This is a genomic window from Methanosarcina sp. DH2, from assembly GCF_020804225.1.
In the GTDB taxonomy this organism is placed as follows: Archaea; Halobacteriota; Methanosarcinia; order Methanosarcinales; family Methanosarcinaceae; genus Methanosarcina.
This window is the reverse complement of record NZ_WJBI01000010.1, coordinates 108,892-130,367: the sequence shown is the minus strand read 5'-3', so window position 1 is coordinate 130,367 and position 21,476 is coordinate 108,892. Positions and strand designations below refer to the sequence as shown.

Below are 21,476 nucleotides of genomic sequence, written 5' to 3'. Positions count from 1 at the left end.
CTTTAGTTTTTCATCATCTTTAACCTGCCTGTTCTGCTCGAGTCAGGAGAGCCCGCACATTTTTTAAATCAGTAATTAATTCTCCAACTTCCTGTTCGTCCAGATATTTCATAAAACCCTGCTCTTCTTCAGGGTTTAGATCCTCACTATTCAGTAGATCTTCAATCAGGTTATCTCCAAAAAGACTAGTAGCAAGGTTCTTTTTGCTTTCAGGCTTGTTCTTCTCAATAGAACTTTCGCTGGAATTCCCACTGGAAACTTTACTTTCGTTTACTTTCCCCGATGAGAAAGGATGTACGGTTTTTATTTTTTCTTCTTTCTCCGAAAAAACCTTATCCCCATTATTTTTTCCGGTTTTGCTTTTCAGGTCTGCTTCTTCCGCATCATTTACAATAATAGCCTGGCCAATGGAAGGTATTACATCTTCAGAGATTTTTCCTTCAGATATTGTATCCTCAGGTATTTTATCTTCAGGTGTTTTATCTTCAGATATTTTGTCTATTCCTTTAACCTTTATCTCCATTCCACCTACTTTTACCTCTGACAATCCGGTATCTTCAGCATCCAAAGAATCATTTTTGGCTTCAAGAGACCCTGATATTTTTACATGTACTTTTCTGGAAAGCGGAGGAAAAATTTCTTCCCGCCAGGGGAGTTCCGATACTTCTTCGCGTTTTTCTTTTACTGCTTTCTGGATCAAATCAATGCGGGTTTCAATCTCTTTTTTTTCTTTTATTAGCTTTTTTATTTTTCTCTTAACCTGCTCTCTACTTTTTGTCAAATCCTCTATATCTTCAATATTTCTTCCGATGTTTACTTCAGCTATTTTTGGTTTGAGCATTAAATCCTTTAAGCTATTCACTTTCAGACTCTTTAATCCGTTATCCCTCAGTTCTCTTAATCCTTTAACCTTTATATTCTTCAGGCTGTTCATCCCATTATCTCCCATAAAGTCTGATTTACTCTTGTTTCAAAACTTTCTTCTAAGACCGTTCTTATGCCTCAATGAGAATATTTTTCATATCTGGAATGTGAATACCCTTGATACGACCGGCGGGATAAGGATCATACAGAGTCCTGAAATTCCGGACATCAGGCCCCCATAGAAAAAGAGTTTGTAATTCCCTCCACCTTCCACAATCTTTACTACGAGAGTGTTTGAAATCGTAAGGATAATTATCACGAAAAAAGTGAATTTATATAGCATGGGTATGCTTTCGGCTACACTGAACATGCTCATCCCTATTTCAGACATCCCACTCATTCCCCCTTCCACGGACGTGTAAGATTCACTCATCCTGGATACGAGTCCGCTGAATTTGGAAATAATCTCTGTTACAAAAATCAGAAGCCCAACCATTACAGTATGTAGGGTTATGGCAAGTCCCCTAAAACCGGAACTGATCAGCTGTCGTTTCATCCTCAGGAGGACAATTGTCAGGCTTGAGGCTGAAACTATGTTCCCTATCTCAGCCGGGTCACCTCCCAGTTCGACTGCATCAGTAAAGATCCTTGAACACCTGTTGATCAGTTCGGAGCCTGTTTCCCCTATGAATTTCTCCCAGCAAAGCCTGGATTTAAACCCCATAGAAAGGCCTGTGTGCAGCTCTTCGACTCCCGGCTTGAGACAACCTATGTTTTCCCGATCAAGTTTTTCCATTGCACTCCTTAAAGTGATCCCCGTTGCCCCGGCAAGGGTCCCCAACGTCTTTACAAAAGCAGGAAAACTACTGTCCCTTTCATCGATTTTTCGATCATCAACCATAGCAAGGGCTCCTATCGGAAGAGTAAAAAAGGTCACTCCAATCAGGATAAATTCCGGTCTTATCCCAAGCAAAATTAGAGCAGTAAGAGAAACTGCACCCGGAAGTAGTAAAATTCGGCTCAGAAACCTGATCTGCTCCTGTTCCTTTGATTTGCGATTGAGGGTATGTACTTTTTTTTCGTCAGGAGCTGACCTGTATATAATGTAAACGGCAAGTCCGCATATAAAAAGGGTTAACAATACAACCAGGGATGCAAGGGTTTCTATATTTGCTGTATTATAAATCATGACCGAAACAAGGACTGTGGTAACAACGAGAGTTACGGATACCATCAGGGCAGTATAACCCTCTGTCCATTTTTTCAGAGATTCAATACTTCGTTCGTACTCGTTAGAGTAGATCTCTTCTCTTGTGATTTTTTCCTGTTTTAGGAAATTTTTCTCAGGCTCCCCCGAAGAAAGGATATTTGCCATCGTGCCAAATAGTTTTGAAAGATAGGCGTCCTTTAATTTCTGGGAAATATACTTACAGGCCTTTGCGTATTCATATCCCCACTTTGAGGCGAGAATATGTACTTGCCTGAAATACTTTGAAGCCTCATATTCTTTCTGGCGCCCGGCATAATCGAATATTTTGTCCCTTTCAATATCCGCAGTTGAGATAGCTGCCATATATGTTAACAGGAAGAGCATATCATCGTTGACTCTTTCAGCAATTTTTGTGCTCTTCTGTTTTCGAGCAAAGTTAATGTATTCTTCAACTCCCGATTTTGCAGCATTTATTTTTAAGCTCGGAGCCATCTGCATACACTTCATGATGCTAACCCCGCCTCCTCTAGCTGGATCAGCGTGTTAAATAGCTCATAAAAATTGGTGATATTTGCCTGGTGAATTTTTCTCAGGATTTTTGCCCTTCTGTCAAGTTCAGAATATATCTTTCGTACCTGGTTTTCAGAAATTCCGAGGCGTGGGGCAATTTTATGTTCCAGAAGGTAAGAGTTGTTTTTTCCTGTGAACTTGAATGTGTCTGTGCCTGGGTCCCATTTGAAGATGTCCATAAAATTGAAAGCCTGATTCACAGAATCATAGCCTATGATCTCGTTAATGCTCATGACTCTTCGTCCAAGCCCTTTTCCCGGAACGTTTACAGTACTCAGAACAAGAACAACATTCAGGTTATCCACATAACTTTTGGGGACGTTTATAGGGTCACCCGTCAGCCTCTGGATAAGTTTCTCAACTGAGGCGGCATGGAAGGTGGACATTACCGGGTGTCCTGTTTGCATTGCCTGAAAAGCAATATTTCCTTCAACCCCACGGATCTCTCCTATTATAATTTCATTTGGGCGCTGGCGCAGGGATGCTTTTAACAGGTCAAACATAGAGACATCAGATCCGCTGTCATCCCTTGTAGTCCTTGTAACCTCTCGGGTCCAATTCTTATGGGGAACCTGCAGTTCCGGGGTGTCTTCAATAGAGACTATTTTGGAGTCAGGTGGAAGAAAGGTAGTCACTGCATTCATCATCGTGGTCTTTCCTGAGGCTGTTTCCCCTGAAATGAAGCAATTCATTCCTGCCCTGAGCATCATCCACATGTATGCAGCCATTGTGTAGTCAATTGTTCCGAACTCAATAAGTTCGAAGATTGAAATCGGGGTTTTCATAAATTTCCTGATGGTAAAATTGCTCCCCCGCCTTGACACATCTTCCCCGAAAACAATATTAATCCTTGATCCGTCCGGAAGAGCAGTATCGACTATAGGGTCCCTGTAGGTTATTGGTTTTCCTACTTTTTCGGACATCTGTATGACAAAAGAATTGAGTTCTTCAATTTCCTCAAATGAGATTGTTGTTTTAAGGGATGAGAATACCTTATGCTCAACAAAGATCCTGCCAAGCCCACTGCAGCTTATATCTTCTATATTTGGGTCAAGAAGTAAAGGTTCGAGCACTCCCATCCCCACCTTGTCCCTGATCATCAGGTATTTGATTGCATTGAATTCTTCAGGCGTTACGGAAATTTTCTGCAGTTTTCTCATCCGGAATGCTTTGCCAGCTTCCTTCAGGTTTTCAAAAATGCCGGGTTTTTCGTTGTTATTTTCGTTTCTCAGGGAGCCTTCTCCCTTTTTTCTCAGGGAGCTTTCTCCTTTATATGTATCTTTCTTCTTTCCCCTGCGTTTTCCTCCCAATGCCATTGTATTTTCCTTTAAATTTTCTTCTACTTCACAGATTTTTTCCAGGGCTTTTTCCAGGAGCTTTTTCTTTTCTTCAGGATCTTTTGTAGTAATGTCCTGATCATGTATTACATCGATGAGTAACTTTTCCACTGTCTCTACTGTACTATCCAGATTCTGGAAAAGGCAGGGCTCTATGGGGATATAATAATTTCTTATATCTTCCTTATCCGGATATATATGAACTGCAAGCCCTTTTCCGGAAGGATAGATCAGGTTAGGGGTTTTGATGCTTTTCATGGATCTCGAAATCCTTGGATAGAATTCCGGAAATCCTATTTCTTTTGTAGGGAGCCTGCAGATATAATCAAGGATATGGAGGTTTTCTTCCCTGCCAATAAATTCCTGCATTTCTAAAGAGAGGCTTGAGAACATCTCTTTTCTGGAGCGTCCCCCTTTATCCGGTGCAGGCAAAGGTTCAAAAGGCAGAGCTTCCATCTCAACTCCTCATTCGGGTTTTTTCTCCGATTGCCGTCTTTCCGGACGCTCTTTCATCTTTTCAGGCTTTAACCTTTGAAAAAGGAATTATTTTCAGCCCGAATTCACTGTCCACATTAAAACTCAACAGATTTCCTGTAGTCTTTCTTGCACCCCTTAGTTTCTGGATTTCCATAGTTTTTACCCACTGGTCCCCCACCTGTTCTATTCTGAGCTCAAAAAAGGCACTGCAAATGGACCTTAGCCTGTAAAGCGTTACCTGAGAAAATGCGTACCCATGCACACTGATGAGAATAGTCTTTCCCCTGTCGCATAGCTTTACGCATTCAGTAAAGAAGTTTAACACCGCATTCTCTGAAGCGTTCACTGCAAAGATCGTCAGGGAATCTATAAGGATCAGTTCTTCTTCACACCTTTTTATGCATTCCAGAAGCATCTGCAGTAGGCTCTCGCTCAATTTAGGATTTTTCTCAATATAGTTTGCATTAATTTCGAATATCTTTGATCTCCCTATTATGAAGTAATCCGAAATCCCAAGCTTCAAGCTCCCCATCTGGTTTAGAAGTTCTTTTGAGGTCTTTTCCGTTGTTAGAGCAAGGACCTTTTTATCCTGGTTCAGAGCTCCCCACATTATTTGCTGCAAAAAAATGGACTTCCCGCTATTGTTTCCTCCTTCGAGAAGGCAAAGTGAACCTACAGGGACGCCTCCTTCCAGTTTCCGGTCTATTTCCAGGTTTCCGGAAGATATGAACTTCAATAATGTTCTCTCTTCCTCTTGCAGGTCACTGAATATTTCTTCATAGACCAATTCTCTTTCAAACAGTATTCCCTCACTCTTATTTCCTTCCATTCTCTCTACCCTTCTCTGGAACCCAGAATCCCTTAATTTTCCTGTCAGCTGGTTTTACGGAATAATCTCTAAATTCCTAAGTCATCCTCTGAAAGATTATCACTGAAATACTGTGAAGTCTTCACTCCATTGGGGGCAGCTACCAGAAGCCAGTTTATGCTGGAGTTTCCCGGTGGATCTGAGGCATCCAGCCGGACCTGCAATTCCATTTTCTCTCCCGGGTCAAAGACTCCAGGGTTCATCAGGTCAGGAGCAATATCTAATTTTGTCCACCTGTTCTTAGAAAGGACTTCGCCTTCCTGGTAGGGAATCCAGACTGTCTTCACAGTGCCTGATTCATTTTGATAGGCGATGATTACGTCCATGTAAGTGAAATCCCCAATTTTTATCGAGCCTGTGTTCTGCAGGAATACCAGAATATCTTCCCTGTCTGTAGAGACGCCTGTAACCTTTATTTCTGTTTTTAATATTTCATTCCTGTTTTCCTGCATCTCAACGACTGAATTAGAGAGACCGTCTGCCATGTAGAACCCTCCTTTCGAGCAGACATAAGATGCCAGGAGAATAGTTGCAATCGAGACCATTGCTGCAATTATTGACCCGAAACCCATTATGACACCGTAAAATAGGCCTCTTCAGAAACCCCATTGTATGTACTGAACTTGATGAAATATTTCTCTCCGCTAATAGGTAAATCTACAGGTTTTATTTTTATGCGCAGAGTCTCTCCTTTATCCCAGTTATTGTCTTCATTTTGTTCAATCAGGTAGTTCCAACCCGGAACCAGAATTCCGTTTTCATCATAAGGGATGCGTTCAAAGTTCCCCGCCTCTCCGAAAAAGAGGTCAGACTCGGGAATTATGCCTGAAGATATTTCCTTGCATCCCACATTCTTTACCCATACGTGGATTTCAGTACCTTCAGCACCTGTTGCTTCATGCAGAATTTCTATATCTGTCATGATCTGGTCTCCCATAGAGTCCGTACGGCTCATTATGGGGTCTCCGGCAGAGATTACCGAGGGGTACACAGTTGAAACAAAAGCAAATGCACAGATAACGGATGCTATTGTCAGAATTGCAGAGCTTATCGATTCCCCACTCAATTTTTGACCCCCGCCTTACTTTCCTTTCTTTTCAGATCGGATATTCTCAGATCGAATAAATTGATGTTGATCCCGATTAAACTGGTTAACCGGATTGGCTAACTAAACTGGTTATAGACCGGTTAATATCTGACGACATTAATTCATGTCAAATGATACGGGTCTCAGATGAGACTGTTAAATGAAGGTTTTATTAATTCGGTAAGGTGAACCGATTAATGCAAGTCGATTAATTAATTCAAGTCAATTAATTAATGTAAGTCGATTAATTAATGTAAGATGATATTGATTAATCGTAAATCGGAATGTAAGCCGATATTAATCGATTGATGGTTGGTTAATTGACTTCATACGAAACAGATTGAAGTTAGTTCAGACTGGACGAATTAGACCTTGGCCGAAGCAGACTTTGGCCGAAGCAGTTAATTTCATTACCTTAGTTTTTCCTCAGCTTTCAAACTCAGTTGAAGACAATCCCTGTTTTCTTCTCTTTTTCTTTCTCTTTCCAGCTCGGGGAGGTTTCATAAAGCGGCTGAATACTCTTTTTAATGTCTTCCGGATTCAGGATTGCACTCAACTGCGAAAGCACCATGATGTTGTCCTTCATGCTAACCCTCTCTTCTACCGCGGGCTCTTCTATTGAAAGGTTTGCAATGTTCTTAATAATCTCTTTTGTGTGTTCAGGGAGCTGTCCAATGAGAGTATAAAGGTTCAGTAGTTCTTCGAGGTTGCTGTGTCCCACTGTTCTGACAGCGTAATCCACCCACCGCATAAGCTCGACAAGCATGAATATGTCAATTCTTCGGGAACTCTCAGGTTCAGGTCTGTGTATTTCCTGTTTATGAACATTCTGCACAGAATATTCCTGACCAGCTCCGGCTAATTTCAGGGATTTTTCATTATTTTTTGTAGTTTGATTTCTAGGCTCCGAAATTCCTGGAGTGGGCTTGAGTCCGTTTTCTCCATTATCAGCCACAACTAGCTGTTTATTTGCAGATTCCTCTTTCTCCGGTACCCAAATCTTCACTGCTTCAACGCTCGGGATGCCGCAGAAAGGATTTTCATTTTTGTTCACCAGATCTCTTATATCCACAAGTAATTCTTTAATCTCCCCTTTAATGATTTTAAGTTCGGTTTCTATTTCATTTACTCTTTTATCCAGTTCCATACTGACCACCTGAAAACGAAAATGAAATTTTTCCCGTTTTCATAACAGTAAAAGAGGGGTAAGCATCCCTGATGCCCTGCGGATTACTTCAGGTTCATAACGTTATCAATCTGCGGGGGTGTGACTCTGGTGATAGGTACGATTGCACCAACTTTTGGTTTTACTTCAAGCCTGAACTCTCTGTTAACCACATCAGTCATGTTACCTCTCTGCAGCATTGCATCTTCGGGAACTTGAATGGTAATTTGCACTTTTTCGTGCTGCTCCAATATGTTATCTCCGTCGTTATTTCCTATGAACTCTTGAGCCCAGGTTGTATTTGCTTCATAAGCAGCGCTATCGGAGTAGGATACAACCATCATTCCTTCACTACTGTCAACCCCTATATCCATCGGGGACTGACCTGCGGTTAGTTGAAGAGTCAGTATTATCTCGTTCACTTTATTTTCGTTACTTTTTGCAATCACGTCGCCTGCAAGCCCAACGGAAGAAGTTGTCTGTTTTACACCCTCATCAATTGTTGACTTGGCGGTATCAGAGGTCGTAAACCCGGCCCCGAGAATTACATAAGAGAAAACGGCTGCCACCACCACAAAAGCAGTCAGCACGATTGCGGATTCAAGTCCCGTAAAGGCTTTTTCGTCTTTTCTAAAGATGCTAAAAATACCTTTCATTCTGTTTTCACTCCATTATTCAGATTTGAATGAAAGTATATAGAAAAGTCAAAAGGCTCCATTCCCCAGCGCCCTACATTCCAACTTTTTTGATTCAAATTTGCAATAGGAGATATCTACTCAGGAGCTGATATTTATGGTTCCAAGTTAATTGACCCCTATCTACATACTCTTAATTTTACAACAGATACTATTATCTTCTAACTTATTAACTTTTGCCAAAAAATTATAAAGTTTTTATATTAGTGTTTATTTAAAATTTTGAGGTTATTTAGAAAAGCAAAGATCTTCGGGTAGAGTGTTTTGAGGGGAAAATTAGAATTTTGGACCGAGTGAAGGTAATAAATATCTAAATAATATAGGACTTACGCACTTGAAGCACAAAATCAAGCACATATGGCGTTGTTACTGGCGTAATGTTTTAGGCAGTTGAAGATTTAATGCTATCGATTTCTCAGTTCAACCGCGTAAGCCCATAATAAATAGAAAGGAAGTGAAGTTTTCAATAAAACTTCTCAATTTCGTGCTTTACATCCTCAAATGAGAACTTTTTCCTCACAAGCGGTGTTTCGTGGATTGTCGGCACCATTTCTTCCAGGGTTTCCTTATCTTTTTTGTAAAATATGCCGTTAGGGATTTTATCTTCCCATTCCAGAGCCTTTTCGAATGCTTTTATCTGGTTATAAGGGTCATAGTCATCGTCAAGTTTGTAAACTCTTTCCCGGTACCACTTAAAGGTATTTATTTTATTAAAAGTGACGCAGGGCTGAAGAATATCAAGCAGAGAAAAGCCTCTGTGTGTTATGGCAGCTTTCATCAGTTCCTTCAGGTGCTCCTGGTCTCCTGCAAAGCCCCTGGCTACGAAACTGCATTCCTGAGAGATTGCGAGAGAAAGCGGATTAAACGGATGTGCAAGATACCCGAAAGGTTGAGCCGGTGTATGCGTACCTTTGGCTGATGTGGGAGAAGCCTGCCCTTTGGTCAGTCCGTAGATCTGGTTATTATGCACGAAAAGGCTGATATTAGGGCTCCTGCGGATCGCATGAAGAAAGTGGTTCCCACCTTCGGCATAACAGTCTCCATCCCCGGCAACTGCGATTACGTGCAGGGAGTGATTGGCAAGCTTTGCAGCAGTGGCAACAGGTAGTGTCCTTCCGTGAAGCCCGTTGAAGGTGTGGCACTTAATGTAATGGGGCAGTTTTCCTGCCTGTCCTATTCCCGAAACAAGCAGGACTTCCCAGGGCTCGATGCCAAGTTCGACAAGCGCCTGTTTGATGGTTGAGAGGATCTGGAAGTTTCCACATCCGGGACACCAGGCAGGGACCTGGCCTTCATAATCTTCAGAGGTAGGCATCTACTTCCTCCTTCAGGTTTTCAATGGTAAACGGTCTTCCATCGTACTTTAAGATCTGGTGGGTAAATTCAAACCCTGTTTCGGCTCTTATGAATTTTGCAAATTGCCCGCTGGCATTGTTTTCTATAGAAATAACAAGGCCTGCATTTTTGAGAAATTCTATATAATCGAAACCATCCTGTTCGGGAAGAGGATAGATCTGGCTGAAATGCATCATCGCGATCTTTCTATCCTTTGAATAAATATCTACTATCTCTTTTATCACACCATAGGTCGAGCCATGTCCTACAAGCACTATTTCCGGAGATGGATCCCCGTATAGCAACGGAGCTTCGATTTCTTTCTTTATCAGAGGCAGTTTTTTCAGCAGTCTTTTCTGGACCATTTTTATGCGAGTTTCAGAGTCTTCTATGATATGCCCTTCTTCGTCGTGCTCATCGCTATCTGCCACAACCAGATGCTTCCCTGCTTCTCCGGGAACCGCAAGAGGAGAAACCCCCGTGTCCGAATATTTGTAGCGTTTGTACTCTTCTACCCCTTCAAGGTCTTTTTCTCTCACTCGATAATCATTATATACAAGGCGCTCGAAGTCGAAATTTTCAAAAGTCCATTCGGACTCTCCTAAATACTGGTCAGATTGGATAAAAACAGGTATCTGGTACTTCTCTGATAGCTCGAAGGCCTTATTGGTAAGATAAAAAGCCTGCTCCGGGGTTCCTGGCTCAAATATTACCCGTGGGAACTCTCCATGTCCTGCATACAGGACAAAAAGCAGGTCTCCCTGTTCGGTACGTGTGGGCAAACCCGTAGCAGGTCCCGGGCGCTGCATTTCTGCTACCACCAGAGGAGTTTCGGTAATCCCTGCAAGGGAAAGGCCTTCTACCATAAGGGCAAACCCTCCTCCCGAACTGCCGGTCATAGCTCTTACGCCTGCAAAAGAGGCTCCTATTGTCATATTAATTGCTGATATTTCATCTTCAGCCTGCTCAATTACCAGCCCGTATTCTTCTGCTCTGGAAGCCAGATAATTTAAAATTCCTGTTGAAGGGGACATAGGGTATGCTGAATAAAACTTGCAGCCTGACACAAGGGCTCCCATCCCTATTGCCTGGACTCCGTCTATGAGCAGGAGCTTTTTTCCATCCGGCTCCGGGATTCCGAAAGCTTCGCAGCGGGGACAATTAGAATGGGCATAGTTATACCCTGCCTCTGCACAGGCTATATTTTTTTCAATTATTTCTTCCCCTTTCCCTCGGAAAGTCATCTTTAAAATATCATTCAGGACATCAAGCCCCAGGTCAAGCAGCCCGAGCACTGACCCTGTTGCTACGGTATTTGCCATCACACTATTTTTTCCGACATCAAACGCGATTTTTCTGAAAGGGATATCTATAAACTGAGCCCCTTCAAATTTCTTTTTCATGCTCTCAGAGTCGTAGAGAATAAACCCCTCTTCTTTAACACTGTTTTTGTGAATTTCGATCGTATTCAGATCAAGAGCGAGAAGAATGTCAACAATTTCCTTTGAAGCCAATACTTTACGGTCAGAAAAACGGACCTGATAGAAATTGTGTCCGCCGCGTATCCTGGACATGTAGTCCTGGTGCGTGAATACATAGTATCCTTTTCTGGAAAAGATTTTTGCAAGAGCTCCTCCTATTGTTTGCAGCCCCTGCCCGGCTTCCCCTCCTACCCGAAGTGTATAGTCCAGAAACTAAACCCCCAATTTTCTTTTACTTTTCTACCTGTCCAGGTAAATTTGTTGTTTGAAACTCTAATGTTCCTTATTGATATATGTTAAATCTTTAATCTAAACAATTCAGCTCTTTATTTTGATTATTCTAAGGGTCAACTGAAAAATGTTTTTGATACTTGAATAAGAATAAAGCCTGTATATTTTAATAACTTACAAGAAAGAGAAAATTTTAATGAGCTTATTTATTCGGCTTTACTTATTTTACCGGCTATTTCTTACCTTTTCTCCTCTCAGTCCCCTAAGGGTGTATTATAATTAAACCTTATATACTCTTGCCTCCGTGCCTGATGTGTAAAACCGAAAAAACCATACTAACAAAGAGTGATATATTACTGATAAAAAACTGCTGATAAAAAACTGCTGATAAAAAGGCGATATTCAAATACCTGCAAGAAGTTCACATATTGACAGGAATAGTCCGCACAGAGAACTTAACTAAGATTCCTGTCCTTTTTAATTGCAATCAAAATATTCTGTTGACTCGACCTTTAAAGAGGGACGTACGGATAAGGCTGTTTACAAGGAGAATTCATTAAAATGTCACTTCTAGAGCCCGTAAAAAATTTCTTTATCAAAGGTAGGGGCGTCTTACTGGGGTTTCCCCTGATATTCCTGGGCGCTGTTCTGTTTACTTTTCACAAAGTTCTGGGCCTGGTTACAGTCACTCTCGGGATCCTTTTTCTCACGATGAGTGATTATGTTATTGAACATGAAGAGGAAAGTGAAGACGAAATAATAGGGAGAGAATTGCCCGGAGAAAAGGTTAATGAGAATGGAACTGGTGAAGATAACAAAGATAAGGGTGAAGTAAACGAAAAAACGAAATAAACAAAATTAATAAAATAAAACAAACAGATACTAATTGCGCGGCTGGACATGATAGGGGATAGTATAAACCATAAGCATGCGAATTAATTTAAATTGATAACAGTAAACTAATTAAAAATCAAATAAATCAGGAATTTTAAAACATATATAGTATCTTCCCAAAAAGAATACAGCCTATCAAAACAATTCCCAGTATAAGTATATCCAGCTGAAGTACGGCGTATAATATGAAAAAGCAAACTAGTGAAGTAACTGCACAGGCCAGAATATCAACAGGATTGCTCATACCTGCCTCCATTCTTATTTAGAAATTCACATTATGATAAACATTTCTACTTTGAATGAAATTTTAATATTAATCTGAAGTATAATATCTCAAAAATATCAGATTTCAAAAATATCATATCTCAAAAATATCAGATTTCAAAAATATCATATCTCAAAAATATCTTTTATAGAAAGTATTTAAAGTGCCTGAACGTTGCATGGATTAGTAAATAGTTCTCTTACTCAGTAAAAGTTTACCTGAATTCGTAAAAAGTTTCCTCAATTGCTTAAGATCACCTTAATTACAAAAAAGCAACCTGAATACCTCAAGAAGTAACCTGAATACTTCAAGAAGTAACCTGGATATCTAAAGCAGTAAATTATAAAGAAGAAAATACAATACCCCTCCCTGCTGCTTTCATTATGAAGGGGTTTTTGCTTTTTTAGTGCATAGTCACGATTATGTTTTTCTTACCGGATGGATTGGACTGAGTTTCCTGTATCTTTTTCCGTGGCTTCAAAACTTTCCACGGCCGAGCTGTGCGTGGGCGCGCGCCAGATGTCCGGCAGCCTGTGCTCCTATAAGAGAAATCTCTCCCGCAAGTACTGCAGAGGCTACGATTTCTGCAAACTTCCGCGAGTTTATGCCCGGAGAGTCTCCTGCTCCTGCCACACCAAGGATATTCAGGCAATCTCTCTGGGTCCCAAGGCCAGTACCTCCTCCGACTGTACCTACAGGAAGGGCTGGCAGTGTGACCGAACAATGGATTTCTTCATATTTTGTAAGTTCCATACTTGTAATTGCGGTGCTGCCTTCAACAACATGAGCAGCATCCTGCCCACAGGCGAGATAGATAGCAGCAATAACGTTTGCAGCGTGAGCGTTAAATCCAATGGCTCCTGCTCTTGCCGAACCAAGCAGATTTTTACTGTAATTTACCTCAAACATTGACTCCGGGGTACATTTGAGAGTTTCTTTGACTACCTCTCCAGGAATAGTAACTTCGGCTACTACAGTCTTTCCTCTCCCAAGGATGGTGCTTATGGACGCAGGCTTTTTGTCAGTGCACATATTTCCTGAAAGAGTAACAGGCTGTGCTCCGAACTCGTCTTCTATAAGGTGCATCACTGCGTCTGTAGCTATGGTAACCATATTCATGCCCATTGCATCTTTTGTATCATAGGAAAACCTGAGATAGACATACGTTCCGGTCACAAAGGGCTTTACTGAGATCAGTTTTCCGAACCTGGTTGTCTTTTCGGCAACTTCTTTCATCTGCTTAAAAATTGCTGGACTCTTCACCCAGTCGTAAAATTTTTTGGTTCTGTCAAGGCTTTCAAGCTTAAAGACCGGTGCCCTGGTCATTTCGTCTTCAAAAACTCTTACATTTGCCCCACCAGACCTGGTGATAACTGAGCAACCGCGGTTTACACTGGCAACGAGGGCTCCTTCAGTTGTAGCCAGAGGAATATAGTATTCAGCTCCCGCATATTCTCCATTTACCTTCAGAAGCCCGGCAACTCCCAGAGGGATCTGAACTGCCCCTATCATGTTTTCAATATTCTTCTTTGTTACAGTTTCCACGTCCAGAGAGAAGTTATGTATATGTTCAAATTCGAGTTTTGCGTACTCCTGAATGGCAAGTCTGCGGATTTTTACGGCTGTTAACGGGTCTGCAAACTCTTCAATCTTACGAAAGGCTATATCCCCATCGATAACCTTCTGTAAAAGAAGCTTTTCTTCCTCACCAAGTTCATAATCTTTTAAAAACATGAAACCACCAATTAATCTCTTTATCTCCTTGCTAAAAACTGATATCTTATCATAGTACTATAGTAAGAAGCGCTAATCCGAATATTTTGCTCGTTTGAATATGGCACCCTTGTGTTAAGATCCATTTTTACTCTAAATATCTGCATATTAACATATAATTCATTCCTCAAAAACAGTTTCCATACTTCTTAGATAGCCTATCTGAATATGTCTGAAAGAATAAAAATTTTTGTCTGTTTTACAGCAGCATTTATAAAAAATAGCTTAAGAACATTTTCTTTATCAAACCTATGTTTAGCAAATATGCCTTCAATTAACCAGCTTGTAATCTTTAGTTCTATCTCTAATTCTGTCTCTAATTCTGTCTCTAATTCAATCTCTAATTCAATCTCTAATTAGATCATTGAAATTAATGTTATTCAACATAATAATAGTAATAATAGTAATAATAGTAATAATAATAATTTTAAAAATATTTTTAAAAGTACCTTTAGAAAGGTAACTTTAAAAAATGGTCATTAAAAAACAGTTGTTAATTGATAATTTTTAACTAATTATTTTAAAAGAGATTTTATTGGAGTTTTAAATACTCTTTAAAGTTGATTTAAGATTGGCTGCTGGTTTTAGAGTTAGCTATTAGATTCAAAAATTTATAATAAGCTGGTTTTCCTCTCTGTACGTCAGAAATAGTTCAGCTACATCTTTTGAGCAAATAAACTCAATTCCCGGGATCAGTTCTTCCTTCTTAAGGCCAATCATATCTGAGGCAAGCTGACAGCATCGAAACTCTACTCCCATCTCAATGCATTCCTGAACTGAGGCATCGTATTTAGGTGACCCTCTCGTTTTATCTTTCTTTGCAAGCAATACTCCCATAGGTCCCCACAGAATAACCAGCACATCGAGTCCTTTGCTCCTATAATACTTCGCAAACTTGAGAGTTTCCTGCGGGCTGGTGCTTTCATACACCATATTTTTGAGTAGCAGTAGTACCTTTTCGACTTTTGTCATAAGAACCCCAGGTCTGAATAATACATTTCTGAAACAGATTACCTGGATGTATATAAAGTTTCACATTGACAACGAGGGTATACTCATTTTTTCACTTCATTTATATAAATTTATCAACTCCCTCATAAGCCTGTGAAATCTGTACGCTTATGCACAATTTAATTAACTTTATTGTAGTTCGAAAACATTAAGTTGCTTCTCAACTCTTAAGAGGTTTGAGTTCCCTAAACTCAATAAATTTATAAAGTCTAAAGACAATTATAGAACCAATTTTGAAATTGTATCTGGCTGAAATTATAAGTCTTACGCAAGCTGGTCATCTATCTTTACATGGTGCTCTGTTAAGTTATTACTGTAAGACAGTTTCCATGAAGGTATCTCTCAGTCAGGTAAAGTATTTTTTCTATAAACATTCTTCCTCTCCTTCTTCGTTTTTGCTTCTTATTGTACTATGGTGTCAGATCAGACTTTTTTATTTCATAACAGAGCATTTGTAGTTCTATACGGCATAAAGTTAGAAAGTGGAATATTTCATTTTCAATAACTTCTGGAACTGCTATTACAACCCGGAAACATATTTAAAAAATTTCTTAAAATTAACATTTCAACAAATTTTCTCCGCGTAAGTATTACTACACATTTCAATGTTAGATAACTGAATTGTTATGTTTGCTTTTCACTGCCCGAGTGAAGCAAATACTTAGCAGTAATTGAAATTTTATTGTTTGTAAGAGTTTTATTTTCACCTATAATCTTATATACTGCCTATAATTATATTAATAGTTTGTATTTATATATTTAGGAGATTGGTATTTTATGACTTCAAAAGATTGCGATTTGAAGTTTCAACCTCAAAAAGACTCTGAAAAAAAATTTATTGAAAATGTGGATTCAAAAGCAAAAGAGATAAGCTGGTTAATAGATAACCTTCCTGTAACTGTTTTCAGAGTATCGAGTGAATCTTCCTGGGCTATACATTATATCAGTAAAAGTGTGGAAAAACTGACCGGTTATTCTAAGCTGGATTTCACTTCCCAAAATATATCGTGGTCTGATATTATTCTTCCAGAGGACCTTTCTCTTGTCGATAAGGTTGTACAAAAATCTATGAAAAACAAAACTCCTTATCAGGCTGAATACAGAATCAAAAAATCCGACGGTAGTATAGTCTTTATTCAGGAGCAGGCTCGTCCGGTGAAAGATGATGGAGGAAACATCAATTATATTGACGGTGTGTTTCTGGATGTAACTCCGCAGATAATACGGAGAGAAGAATCTCAAAGGGTAATTGTTAACAGCATACCCAAGCCATCACTTGCATATTATGTAGATTCGTCTCGAAAGATAAAATATCTTAATGATTACTTTGCAGAAGTTTGCAACCTTAATAGTTCGGATGAGATCGTCGGGATGTCGCCTTCTGAAATAGTGGAAAGTAGTAGTTTGGCACGCGGTAATGAGAAAACTAAATCGATTGCTGAAAAAGTACTGGAAACCGGAGAAGCGGTCTATAATCTTGAAGGATCCGTCAAACTCAGGGGTGCAGATAAATCTCTGTTTATAGTGCTCTCATCTGTCCCAATAAAAGATGAGACTGGTTCCATTGTTGGCAGTCTTACAATCTTTACTGATATGACTGAGATGAAAGAGAAAGAAAAGGAAGTTGAAGACCTTTTAAATTATACTAATAGCTGTCTGAAAGAYCTTGGGGAGGGTATCAGAAGGATTGGCGAGGGGGACCTTGATRCTCACCTGGATAAGATCAAGGACGATGATTTTGGCAATACTTTTGACGAGTTCAATAAGCTTGTTACTAATCTTAAATGTGTTATTGAGGATATCCTTGCAGACATGCTCACAACCCTTGAAGAAGCCCGGCAATCGGAAGAAGCCGTCGGCCAGATGAATACCGGCATGCAACAGATTTCAACTGCAGCAGAACAGATCGCAACCGGCTCGGAGAACCTTTCGAGGCATGCAGGCACAGCAGCTTCTGACATAAAAGCTTCCGAAGAAATTTTCAAAAAGCTCAGCGAATCTTCCACCAAATCTTCCAGCTACGCTTCCCAGGCAGGCAAAACAAGCGAAGAAGCCCAGGATCTCAACAACATGGCTCTGGAAGGAGTGGAACAGTTTGTTGCAGAAATTTTCAAACTCGGAAACATAGTTCACTCTCTGGATGATGCTGTCAACAACATAGGTGCTGTTACAGGGAAAATCAAATCTATTGCTGACCAGACCAACCTTCTCGCATTGAATGCTGCCATTGAAGCCGCAAGAGCCGGTGAATACGGCAGGGGATTTGCCGTTGTTGCCGATGAGGTCCGAAAACTTGCTGCCGATTCAAGGAAAAGTACTGATGAAATAAATGAGATTGTTACAAACGTCCAGAAAGAGACCAAAAAAGTGACCGAAGCTATTAATGCAGCGGATGTCCAGGCTAAAAATGGCAGCAAGAGCATTAAACAGGCTTTGAATAAAGGCCATGAAATTGCCACTGCCGTTGCCACCATAAACTCCATGCTTGCTGAACTGGACAGGCTTGCGGAAGAAGGCCTGAACAAAATCGAAAACGTCGAAAAAAGCATCAGTGAGACTGCATCCACAGCTGAAGAAAACGCAGCAAGCAGTGAAGAAACTTCTGCCGCAATCGAAGAACAGACCGCCGCCATGCAGCAAGTAAGTAGTGCCGTACAGGACGTCAGCGAGCTTGCCCAGAAGACATTCAACACCCTCTTCGAAAATTTCGAAATCTCAGGAGAAGAGAAAAACAATCGACCCTCTTCTGGAAAACCACAAAATTTCCACGGGAAAAAGAATCTTAAGAATTCTAAAATGCGTTGAATATTAAGCCCTGCGATATCAGGATATGATACTCCCTCCATCGTGTCCTGAAAATACTCTTTTTATTTAGTACGATGTAAATTATTAATAAGTTTCTTTAAGTCGTTTTTAGGTTACTTTAGTAAGGCTCTTCTAAAATTGAAAGATTAAAAACAAAATTATAAATGATGGATTGGAATATTATTAGCAGGTTGCGGTAATTAAATTCAAGGTGCAGTGACTATGAAAAGATCTCTCTATTCTTTGTGAATCTCCAGTTTTTGTTACAATAAGAATGCAGCCTCGACATTCTAATCCAGGAACAGAAAGATGAAAATGAATTGTGGGTAAAAATAATGAGCAACAACCAGACCCCGGAGCAAAAAGCGAGAAATGGAATCGATGGAAAGCTAAATGACTCTGGCTGGGTAGTTCAGGAAAAGAGCAGGATCGATTGGAGCGCTTCCAGAGGTATTGCGATTAAAGAATACCTGACTGATGTGGGGCCGGCTGATTATGTATTATTTGTTGATAAAGAACCCGTCGGGATTATTGAGGCGAAAAGGGACGAAGAAGGCCACCGGTTAACCGTTGTTGAAGAACAATCAGCCGAATACGCTGCAAGCAAGCTAAAGTACCTGAATAATGACCCGCTTCCTTTTGTATACGAGAGCACCGGCGCACTTACACGCTTTACAGACTTCCGCGACCCGAAGCCAAGGTCAAAACCTGTTTTTTCTTTTCTTCGACCTGAGACTTTTGAGGAATGGCTCAGAAAGAAACCTTTGAGGGAAAGGTTACTTAATATTCCGGAATTGCGGACCGAAAGGCTGCGGGACTGCCAAGTAATAGCGATTTCAAACCTTGAAAAATCGTTTAAGGAAAACCGCCCAAGGGCTCTGGTCCAGATGGCAACGGGCTCTGGAAAAACCTATACTGCCATAACCTTCATTTACCGCTTACTAAAATTTGCGGATGCTAAAAAAGTGCTGTTCCTTGTCGATACCAGAAACCTGGGCGAGCAGGCAGAGCAGGAATTCATGGCTTATGTGCCGAATGATGATAACCGCAAATTTACCGAGCTGTACAACGTGCAGCGCCTGCGTTCCAGTTACATCTCCTCGGATAGCCAGGTGTGCATTTCCACAATCCAGCGGCTTTACTCGATTTTGAAGGGCGAGGAGCTGGACGAAAAAATCGAGGAAGAAAATCCGGCTGAGAGAGGCTGGCAGCCAAAGGAACCGCTTCCTGTTGTGTATAATGAGAAGATTCCCATTGAAGAGTTTGATTTTGTAGTCATAGACGAGTGCCACCGCTCCATATACAACCTGTGGCAGCAGGTACTGGACTATTTCGATGCATTTTTGATAGGTCTGACAGCGACACCTGATAAACGTACTTTCGGGTTTTTCAATGAAAATGTGGTGAGCGAGTACAGCCACGAAGAAGCAGTGGCAGATGGCGTGAATGTGGGTTATGACGTCTATACAATCGAGACTGAAATTAGCAAAAACGGGGCAAAAATAAATGCGCGGGAGTTCGTGGACAGAAGGGAGAAACTTACCCGCAAAAAACGCTGGGAACAGCTTGACGAAGATTTCACCTATACTTCCAAAAAGCTGGACAGGGATGTGGTCAATCCCAGCCAGATACGCCATGTGATACGGACATTCAAGGAAAAGCTGCCTGAGATTTTCCCCGGCAGAAGAGAAGTTCCAAAAACTCTGGTCTTTGCCAAGAATGACAGCCATGCAGATGATATTATCAATATACTGCGGGAAGAGTTTGGAGAAGGCAATGCTTTTTGCAAGAAAGTTACCTATAAAGCGGAAGAAGATCCAAAATCAGTGTTATCAGCTTTTCGCAATGATTACAATCCCAGGATAGCAGTTACAGTGGATATGATTGCCACGGGAACGGACGTTAAGCCATTGGAATGCCTGCTGTTTATGAGGGACGTCAAGAGTCTGAACTATTTTGAGCAGATGAAGGGGCGAGGCACACGGACACTGGGCTATGATGACCTGAAAAAGGTGACTGAATCGGCTGTTTCGGCTAAGACGCATTTTGTAATTGTAGATGCCGTGGGCGTTACAAAGACCATGAAGAGCGACAGCCGGCCTCTGGAACGCAAGAAAAATACGCCGCTGAAAGACCTGCTGGCAGCAGTAACCTTTGGCGCTCAGGACGAAGACCTTTACATTTCCCTGGCTTCCCGACTGGCAAGGCTGAACCGGCAGATAAGTGAGGATGAAAGAGCCACTTTTGCTCAGAAGGCTAACGGAAAAACTATCAATCAGACCGTGAAGGATTTGCTCAGTGCATATAACCCTGATATCATCGATCTCCAGGCTTCTGAAATTAAACTGTACCAGCCGGAAATTCAGGAAGCTGATGCAAAGAAAAAGGCGCAGGAGAACCTGCTTGATGTTGCCAGGTCTACCTTTTCCGGAGAGCTAAATGATTATATCGAGAATGTCCGCAGAGTCCATGAGCAGATAATCGATACCGTAAATACCGATGTCCTTCTCAGAGCCGAATGGGACAAAGACGCTGTTGTAAAGGCAGATGAGCTGGTCAACGATTTTAAAGCATATATGGAAGCTAACAAAGACGAGATCATAGCCCTGAGAATTTTCTACAACCAGCCCTACCAGCACAGGGAAGTTACCTTTACGATGATAAAAGAAGTGCTGGACAAACTGAAACTCGAAAAGCCCTATTTCGCGCCCTTCAGGATCTGGCAGGCTTACGAGCAGCTGGAAAAGGTGAACGGAAATTCTCCGAAAAACGAACTCACAGCCCTGGTTTCCCTGATACGCAGGATAACCGAAATCGACCCTGTGCTGACCTCCTACGACCAGACCGTAAACCGCAACTTCCAGGACTGGGTATTTAAAAAACAGGCAGGAACCCTGAAATTCAATGACGATCAGATGAACTGGCTCCGCATGATAAAAGATTATGTGGCTAACAGTTTCCACCTGGAAATAGATGACCTTGATTACACTCCCTTTGATGCTCTTGGCGGGCGCGGCAGAATGTACCAGCTTTTCGGGGACGAGATGAATATGGTTATCAGTGAATTGAATGAGGCACTGGCGGCATAAGAATAGAAGAAAAGAACAGGTTGGGTGAAAAATTGAGTGATGGTTGGGTAAAAAGTTTGGTGAAAAGTTGGGTGAAAGCACGGTTTAAAGCAAGGAATAAGATTCGGAGAACGATTAAGAAAAAGGTTCGGAGATAAGTTAGGAGAAAACTGTGGGGAAATTGTGGGGAAAAGATTAGATACTGAATTCAACGAGGCACTGACGGCTTAAAAACAGAAGTAAAGAATAAGTTGGGAGATAAGTTGGGTAATGATCAGGTTGTAAACGAGTCAAATATTTTATATCGTAACTACAATTAGAATTTAGGTTTTAAAGGATA

At 40.9% G+C, this 21,476-nt stretch carries 15 protein-coding genes; 3 read left to right on the top strand and 12 right to left on the bottom strand.

Annotated elements, in window-relative coordinates; translation table 11 throughout:
* Window positions 1-19: 19 nt before the first annotated feature.
* The 10 genes from FXV91_RS12225 to FXV91_RS12180 form a co-directional block, all read right to left on the bottom strand.
* Window positions 20-934, bottom strand: a complete 915-nt coding sequence (locus tag FXV91_RS12225) for a hypothetical protein (RefSeq protein ID WP_229390877.1) — start codon at window positions 932-934, stop codon at window positions 20-22.
* 84 nt (window positions 935-1,018) lie between these two features.
* A complete protein-coding gene (flaJ, locus tag FXV91_RS12220; protein WP_229390876.1) occupies window positions 1,019-2,581 on the bottom strand; it encodes an archaellar assembly protein FlaJ in 1,563 nt (520 codons plus the stop codon).
* On the bottom strand, window positions 2,578-4,437 hold the full coding sequence (locus tag FXV91_RS12215) for a type II/IV secretion system ATPase subunit (protein WP_229390875.1): 1,860 nt from the start codon (window positions 4,435-4,437) through the stop codon (window positions 2,578-2,580). The genes flaJ and FXV91_RS12215 overlap by 4 nt, the downstream gene beginning before the upstream one ends.
* Window positions 4,438-4,498: 61 nt before the next feature.
* Window positions 4,499-5,287 carry an ATPase domain-containing protein gene (locus tag FXV91_RS12210; protein ID WP_229390874.1) on the bottom strand — a complete coding sequence of 263 codons (789 nt, stop codon included), beginning with the start codon at window positions 5,285-5,287 and terminating at the stop codon, window positions 4,499-4,501.
* A gap of 68 nt (window positions 5,288-5,355) precedes the next feature.
* Complete coding sequence (locus FXV91_RS12205; RefSeq protein ID WP_229390873.1) at window positions 5,356-5,898, bottom strand: flagellin; 543 nt, start codon at window positions 5,896-5,898, stop codon at window positions 5,356-5,358.
* Window positions 5,898-6,392: a flagellin gene (locus tag FXV91_RS12200; protein ID WP_229390872.1), complete on the bottom strand. Its 495-nt coding sequence runs from the start codon at window positions 6,390-6,392 to the stop codon at window positions 5,898-5,900. Before FXV91_RS12200 ends, FXV91_RS12205 begins: the two co-directional genes overlap by 1 nt.
* A gap of 460 nt (window positions 6,393-6,852) precedes the next feature.
* The gene (locus FXV91_RS12195) at window positions 6,853-7,560 is read right to left on the bottom strand and encodes a hypothetical protein (RefSeq protein ID WP_229390871.1); all 708 of its coding nucleotides are present in this window, start codon (window positions 7,558-7,560) and stop codon (window positions 6,853-6,855) included.
* An 83-nt stretch (window positions 7,561-7,643) separates the two neighbouring features.
* Entirely contained in the window at window positions 7,644-8,234 is a 591-nt protein-coding gene (locus tag FXV91_RS12190; RefSeq protein ID WP_229390870.1) for an archaellin/type IV pilin N-terminal domain-containing protein, read from the bottom strand.
* Window positions 8,235-8,736: 502 nt separating this feature from the next.
* On the bottom strand, window positions 8,737-9,588 hold the full coding sequence (locus FXV91_RS12185) for a 2-oxoacid:ferredoxin oxidoreductase subunit beta (protein ID WP_229390869.1): 852 nt from the start codon (window positions 9,586-9,588) through the stop codon (window positions 8,737-8,739).
* Window positions 9,575-11,299, bottom strand: coding sequence for a 2-oxoacid:acceptor oxidoreductase subunit alpha (locus FXV91_RS12180; protein WP_255680420.1), 1,725 nt, complete (start codon window positions 11,297-11,299; stop codon window positions 9,575-9,577). The genes FXV91_RS12185 and FXV91_RS12180 overlap by 14 nt, the downstream gene beginning before the upstream one ends.
* 582 nt (window positions 11,300-11,881) lie before the next feature.
* Here FXV91_RS12180 and FXV91_RS12175 point away from each other — a divergent pair.
* The gene (locus FXV91_RS12175) at window positions 11,882-12,172 is read left to right on the top strand and encodes a hypothetical protein (RefSeq protein WP_229390868.1); all 291 of its coding nucleotides are present in this window, start codon (window positions 11,882-11,884) and stop codon (window positions 12,170-12,172) included.
* A 784-nt stretch (window positions 12,173-12,956) separates the two neighbouring features.
* Here the strand turns inward: FXV91_RS12175 and hmgA are convergent.
* A complete protein-coding gene (gene hmgA / locus FXV91_RS12170; RefSeq protein ID WP_229390867.1) occupies window positions 12,957-14,213 on the bottom strand; it encodes a hydroxymethylglutaryl-CoA reductase (NADPH) in 1,257 nt (418 codons plus the stop codon).
* A gap of 642 nt (window positions 14,214-14,855) precedes the next feature.
* Window positions 14,856-15,224, bottom strand: a complete 369-nt coding sequence (locus tag FXV91_RS12165) for a DsrE family protein (protein WP_048065599.1) — start codon at window positions 15,222-15,224, stop codon at window positions 14,856-14,858.
* A gap of 816 nt (window positions 15,225-16,040) precedes the next feature.
* Between FXV91_RS12165 and FXV91_RS12160 the strand changes: the two genes are divergently transcribed.
* Both FXV91_RS12160 and FXV91_RS12155 read left to right on the top strand, forming a co-directional pair.
* Window positions 16,041-18,068 (top strand): methyl-accepting chemotaxis protein, encoded by a 2,028-nt coding sequence (locus tag FXV91_RS12160; protein ID WP_229390866.1) that lies wholly within the window; start codon window positions 16,041-16,043, stop codon window positions 18,066-18,068.
* 335 nt (window positions 18,069-18,403) lie between these two features.
* Complete coding sequence (locus tag FXV91_RS12155) at window positions 18,404-21,157, top strand: DEAD/DEAH box helicase family protein (protein WP_229390865.1); 2,754 nt, start codon at window positions 18,404-18,406, stop codon at window positions 21,155-21,157.
* Window positions 21,158-21,476 lie beyond the last annotated feature (319 nt).